The organism is Vibrio hepatarius, assembly GCF_018860525.1.
Classification (GTDB): Bacteria; Pseudomonadota; Gammaproteobacteria; order Enterobacterales; family Vibrionaceae; genus Vibrio; species Vibrio hepatarius_B.
Map to the genome: position 1 here is coordinate 156210 of NZ_JAHKPM010000060.1, position 6494 is coordinate 162703.

Below are 6494 nucleotides of genomic sequence, written 5' to 3' on the forward strand. Positions count from 1 at the left end.
TAATTAAGGATATGTAGTTGTACTGCTTTTATTAGGCTTTCCTGGGGGCGATATGGCATCTGATCTACTGGGCCTTGGTGCACAAAGTGTACTCACTGCTCAGAGACAACTTAACACCACCGGACATAACATCTCTAATGTGAATACAGAGGGTTATAACCGTCAGTCGGTGATACAAGGTACCAACATGCCACACCAATACGGTGGGGAAACCTATGGTATGGGTGTACATGTGGACAATGTTCGCCGCTCTTGGGATCAGTTTGCCGTTAATGAGCTCAACCTTTCTACTACAAATCATGCCAATAAAGTCGACGATGAAGAAAACTTAGAAATGCTGTCTAGTATGCTTGACTCCGTCGCTTCGAAAAAAATACCAGAGAATCTTAATGAGTGGTTTGATGCTGTTAAGTCGCTCGCTGACAGCCCAAATGATGTCGGGGCTAGAAAAGTGGTATTGGAGAAAGCAGATCTTATTACTCAAAACCTTAACGATTTCCATGAGACTGTCCGTTTGCAATCTGATGTGGTCAATAAAAAACTCGATCTCGCTATCGAAAGAGTGAACCAATTAGCACTTGAAATAAGAGATATGCATCGGCTGATGATGCGCACACCTGGGCCGCATAATGATTTGATGGACACTCATGAAAAGCTTATCGCTGAACTTTCCGAGTATACAAAAGTTACTGTGACACCTAGAAAAAATGCCGAAGGCTTTAACGTTCATATTGGCAATGGCCACACTCTAGTCTCTGGTACAGAAGCAAGCCAACTTAAGATGATGGATGGGTATCCTGACGTTCATCAGCGCCGATTAGCAATGATCGAAGGTAAAGGGATGAAAGCCATTACCACGCGAGATATAGATGGGAAAATTGGTGCGATGCTATCGATGAGAGATGAGAAGATCCCTTATATTATGGATGAGTTGGGAAAAATGACGACTGCATTTTCCCACGATATCAACCAGCTTCAGACCCAGGGTTTAGATTTAAGGGGGAATGTCGGTGGCTTGATATTTACTGATGTAAACTCACAAGTTGTTGCCAAATCTCGCGCTGTTGCATCATCGGATTCATTAGCAGATATTGAAGTTTATATCGAGGATCTTAGTCGTTTAATTGCGGGAGAATATTCACTTCAATATACCGATGGTGATTATTATATAAAACGTCCTAGTGGAGAGCAGTTCATTGTTCCTGTGGTCGGTAATTCAATTTCCCTTGATGGTATCCGCATAGAGATTAAAAATGATCTTAAAACGGGTGAAAGGGTATTGATAAGACCGACTAGAAATGCAGCGGCTCAAATTCAGATGGAGACGAATGACCCTTCAGAAATTGCTGCGCAAAGTTATGAAGCCTCGACAACGTTTGCCCAAGGTAGCGCTGAATTTTTCATTGTTAATGCTGGAGAATTACGTGAATTTGAGGTGATTATTTCACCAAATGGCCAGCAGTTTGCCGTAACGGATACCGATGGAAATATTCTTTTATCACCTCAGGCTTATCCTCCGTCTGGGCCTGTAACAGTCTTAGGAACCTCGTTTGCAATAACTCCAGGTGCATTACCTAATGACAAGTTTACGGCAAATCTTGTCCCTTCAGAAGGTGGCAATGGAAACCTTCTGAATATGCAAGATATCCAGACTAAAAAGCATTTAAATGATGGAGAGTCTACCGTTTTAGACCTTTATCATAATCTCAATACTGATGTTGGGCTGCAAATGTCGACTGCTTCACGTCTTACAGACGTCTCTCGTTTGGAGAAAGAGTCGGCACAGGAACGTATTGCGACTATTTCCGGTGTTAACTTGGATGAAGAAGCAGCCAATATGATGAAGTTCCAGCAAATATATATGGCATCGTCACGTATCATGCAGGCTTCAAATGATACTTTTAACACTATATTGGCGTTAAGGTAGGAGGCAGATAAATGATGACTAGAATTTCAAGCTTCCATAATTATGAAGCTGTACAGAATGATATCCGTCGTCAGGAATCTAAAATACATCATAACCAGGCTCAACTCGCTTCGGGTAAGAAACTGTTGACGGCAAGTGATGATCCCTTGGCAACTCATTATATCCAAAATATAGGTCAACAAAATGAGCAGCTACGTCAGTTTACTGATGCCATTGTATTAAGCCGAAATCGTCTAGAACACCATGAAGTTATTATTGCGAATGCTGAACAATATGCTGATGAAGCTAAGCGTACAGTAATGGAAATGATTAATGGTTCGCTATCGCCTGAAGACCGAATTGCAAAACGTCGTGAGTTGCAAGAAATCGCTAACAATTTTTTGAACTTGTCTAACGTGCAAGATGAAATTGGTAACTACATATTTGCGGGAACAAAACCGAAGAATCAACCTTTCTTTCGTGACAAAAATGGGGACATTTCCTACGCCGGTGATGATTATCAACGCAAGATGAAAGTATCGAATAGTTTAGAAATCCCAATAAATGATCCCGGTAGCAAGCTATTCATGGAGATTGATAATCCATTTGGTGATTTTGAGCCAGAGTATGAGTTAAATGATGCTTCTGATTTGCTACTTGAGCGCGCCATAAATCTCAATCAAGATGACCAGTCAGTCTATAAAGTTACGTTTGTTGAAATGCCGGATGGCAATTTTGGTTACCAACTTGAGCGTGATGGCGCTGTGGTAAGTGCGGATACGTTTAACCCGTCTACTGGAGTTAAGTTTGAAGATATCACCATACAAATAAAGGGACAGATCACCAAAGGTGATGCAATTTCATTAGTTCCAAAAAAATCATACAGTCTTTTCGATACGTTCAAGCAGGCGATGTTGCTTTCTGAAGGCTCTGTCTCAGATACATCTAATACTGCCGAGTTGCATCAGGTTACGGAAGAATTTCACGCTGGATTTATTCACCTCAATAAATCGAGAACAGATGTAGGTGCTCGTTTGAATACCTTAGATATTCAAGAAGAGCAACATGAGGATTTTAAACTGACCTTGGCTAAATCGAAGAGCACCTTTGAAGATCTAGATTATGCCGATGCAGTTATCGAATTTAATGAAAACTCACGCGCACTACAAGCATCTCACAAAGCTTTTGGTAAAACAAAAGAGTTAACACTATTTAATTATATCTAGCTTCAGTGCCATATGTGCTCTGCCGTATGTGCGAAGTGAGATAGAGTCACCTGGTTAGAAAATTGTTGTTAAGCAGTGGCAACCAAGTGGCAAATAAGCGGCAACAAGATTGCCGCTGCGGGATACCGGCAAACTTAGTTAGGATATGACCTAGGTTAAAAGTCGGTAATATACTGAAAATAAAAGTAAAATTTAATTTTCTATTGGTTTTTAAAAGTTGGCATACTACTTGTATTTATGTAAGCAAGAGTTTAACTAGCAGGTTTTAAGTAGGTATATCCTACTTAGCAAGTCATCTACGGTCAGTGCTTCCAACTGAGATTAAGCTGGCCGCTTCGCAAGCACTTGCGAACTCAATAGGAGAGCAGACTATGACCATTAATGTAAATACTAACGTGTCGGCCATGACAGCCCAGCGTTACTTGACCAAATCGACGAATGACTTAAACACCTCGATGGAGAGACTTTCATCTGGGCATAGAATCAACAGTGCGAAAGACGATGCGGCCGGTCTACAAATATCTAACCGTTTGACAGCACAAAGTCGCGGCCTAGATGTGGCAATGCGTAACGCCAATGATGGTATTTCGATTGCTCAGACAGCAGAAGGTGCCATGAACGAATCAACCATTGTTCTGCAGCGAATTCGTGATTTGTCACTACAATCGGCAAATGGTACTAACTCTCTCTCAGAACGAGTGGCTCTAAATGAAGAAGTAGTGGCACTGCAAGATGAATTGAACCGTATCGCCGAAACCACATCTTTCGGTGGACGTAAGCTTCTGAATGGATCATTTGGAGAATCAGCTTTCCAAATAGGTGCCAGTTCTGGTGAAGCCATTATTATGGGTTTAACCAGTATACGTGCTGATGAACCTAGAATGGGAGGCCAGTCATTCATTGCTGACCCCGAGAAAGGTAAAAACAAAGACTGGGGCGTACCAGCCACGGCAAGAGATATTAAGTTTGAGTTTACCACCAAAGATGGTGAGGCAATTACCTTAGATGTTCTTGCTAAAGAAGGCGATGATATTGAAGAACTAGCCACTTATATTAATGGTCAAACAGACAAAATAAGTGCTTCGGTTGACCAAGATGGACGGCTGCAGGTTTTTGTCGCTGAGCCCCACATAGAAGGCAACTTAAATATTTCTGGTGGTCTTGCAACCGAGGTTGGTTTAAATGGTGGCCCAGGCGAGTTGACCACAGTTAGAAATATTGATGTAACAACGGCTGGTGGCGCGCAAAATGCGGTAGGCATTGTGGATTCAGCTCTGAGGTATATTGACTCACAGAGGGCAGATCTTGGGGCGAAGCAAAACCGTTTAAGTCATAGCATCAATAACTTGGCAAATATTCAAGAAAATGTAGCAGCATCAAATAGCCGAATCAAAGATACTGATTTTGCTAAAGAAACAACAGCATTAACCAAAGCACAAATATTGCAACAGGCGGGTACATCAATACTTGCTCAAGCAAAACAGTTGCCAAACTCTGCAATTTCATTATTGCAGTAGTAGTGAATACTTTCACTAGCAGTACCCAGACGTGGGTTAGTGAAAGCATTCCGGCAAGCATAGACTTCTTAGTTATATAGAGCTCTCTCACAGTCGCTCTCATACTTTAAAGTCTATGTATACGGAAGCCAGGCAGTGATCATTTCTCTCGATCTCCACAATGGCAACCACAATAGCCCCGGTTCTCTCAAAGGAAAAGGGGCTTTTCTTTTTTTATCAATAACTTAATTTATTTCTTGTTAGTCTTTTTTCCTATATTTTTCTTTGTACCCACCGGCCAATACTCCAAAATCTTTAGCTTACGATTGAATATCTGCAGACCAGATCAATCTATTTATGTTTTCCATCAGTTTGGGTGGGAATTTTATAGTTTGTTCTAAAGTAAATTATTTCTGCGTCGCTAATAAGGGTACTTTGAGAGAACTTGGTTTACCGAGACGTCGGAAACCTTTCGAAACTTCCGATCTACGGAAAATCAATAGGAGTAACCACTATGGCGGTTAATGTAAACACTAACGTTGCAGCAATGACAGCACAACGCTATTTAAATAGCGCGACAGCTGCCCAAGAGACCTCGATGGAGCGCTTATCTTCAGGGTTTAAAATTAACAGTGCTAAGGATGATGCAGCTGGTATGCAGATCTCGAATCGCTTATCCTCACAAAGTCGAGGGTTAGATGTAGCGGTACGAAATGCAAATGACGGCATATCCATTACGCAAACAGCTGAAGGTGCAATGAATGAAACGACTAACATTCTGCAGCGGATGCGAGACCTTTCCTTACAATCTGCAAATGGCTCAAACTCTAAGTCTGAACGTATTGCACTGCAAGAAGAAGTCACAGCACTAAACGATGAGTTGAACCGTATTGCGGAAACAACATCTTTTGGTGGTAATAAACTACTTAATGGTACATATGCAACTAGGTCTTTTCAGATTGGTGCAGATAATGGTGAAGCCGTTATGCTGACCTTGGAAAACTTACGTAGTGATAATGCCATGATGGGTGGCAGTATCTATGTGGCGGCTGAAGCGAAAGATAAAGATTGGGGAGTAGATGCTGCTGCTAATGAGCTAACCATCGGTTTTAATGATGTTTTTGGTGATGCACAAACTATTACTATCAATGCCAAAGAAGGGGATGATATTGAAGAGTTGGCCACCTATATCAACGGTCAGAACGATATGGTCAAAGCTTCTGTTGGTGATGATGGTAATATACAGATATTCGCTGGTAACAATAAAGTTGATGGCGCTCTGACTTTTGGAGGCTCATTATCTGGTGAACTCAACTTTGGTGCTGCTGAAGATGTAACGGTAGATACTGTTAATATTACTTCAGTTGCAGGTGCTCAAGAAGCGGTCGCTATTGTTGATACAGCGTTGCAATTTGTTGATAGCCATCGTGCAGAGTTAGGTGCATTCCAAAACCGCTTTAGTCACGCAATTAGTAACTTAGAGAACATTAACGAAAACGTGAATGCATCTAAGAGTAGAATTAAAGATACTGATTTTGCTAAAGAAACAACAGCACTAACGAAAGCTCAGATCCTAACTCAGGCATCGAGTTCTGTTCTTGCTCAGGCAAAGCAAGCGCCCAACTCAGCGTTGGGGCTTCTAGGCTAAGAAAGTAATATATTAGCTAAATAGAAAGTCATGACTATAAGTAAAAATCCAGCATTAGCTGGATTTTTTATTTTTAATCTATGCCAATGAATTATATTTTTAATCGGGGAAATATTGAAGTAATAGAATAAGATGGGTTTTGAAATAGAGAATTAATACAATGAAATATGTGTTCTAACTAGCAGGTATTTGTAGTCATTAAATAATGGTGCGGAAGG

At 41.1% G+C, this 6494-nt stretch carries 4 protein-coding genes; all 4 read left to right on the top strand.

What is annotated here, in order from left to right; all coding sequences use genetic code 11:
* The first annotated feature begins 52 nt into the window (after positions 1 to 52).
* The 4 genes from flgK (at position 53) to KO511_RS17610 (ending at position 6276) form a co-directional block, all read left to right on the top strand.
* Positions 53 to 1927: a flagellar hook-associated protein FlgK gene (gene flgK, locus KO511_RS17595; RefSeq protein WP_215988702.1), complete on the top strand. Its 1875-nt coding sequence runs from the start codon at positions 53 to 55 to the stop codon at positions 1925 to 1927.
* Between the two features lie 11 nt (positions 1928 to 1938).
* On the top strand, positions 1939 to 3132 hold the full coding sequence (flgL, locus tag KO511_RS17600; RefSeq protein WP_215988703.1) for a flagellar hook-associated protein FlgL: 1194 nt from the start codon (positions 1939 to 1941) through the stop codon (positions 3130 to 3132).
* 371 nt (positions 3133 to 3503) lie between these two features.
* Complete coding sequence (locus KO511_RS17605; RefSeq protein WP_215988704.1) at positions 3504 to 4649, top strand: flagellin; 1146 nt, start codon at positions 3504 to 3506, stop codon at positions 4647 to 4649.
* Between the two features lie 493 nt (positions 4650 to 5142).
* Positions 5143 to 6276, top strand: a complete 1134-nt coding sequence (locus KO511_RS17610) for a flagellin (RefSeq protein WP_215988705.1) — start codon at positions 5143 to 5145, stop codon at positions 6274 to 6276.
* Positions 6277 to 6494: the final 218 nt, after the last annotated feature.

Coding starts and splice junctions, on each gene's coding strand:
- flgK (WP_215988702.1), top strand. CDS start 53: ATGGCATCTGATCTACTGGGCCTTGGTGCACAAAGTGTACTCACTGCT.
- flgL (WP_215988703.1), top strand. CDS start 1,939: ATGATGACTAGAATTTCAAGCTTCCATAATTATGAAGCTGTACAGAAT.
- KO511_RS17605 (WP_215988704.1), top strand. CDS start 3,504: ATGACCATTAATGTAAATACTAACGTGTCGGCCATGACAGCCCAGCGT.
- KO511_RS17610 (WP_215988705.1), top strand. CDS start 5,143: ATGGCGGTTAATGTAAACACTAACGTTGCAGCAATGACAGCACAACGC.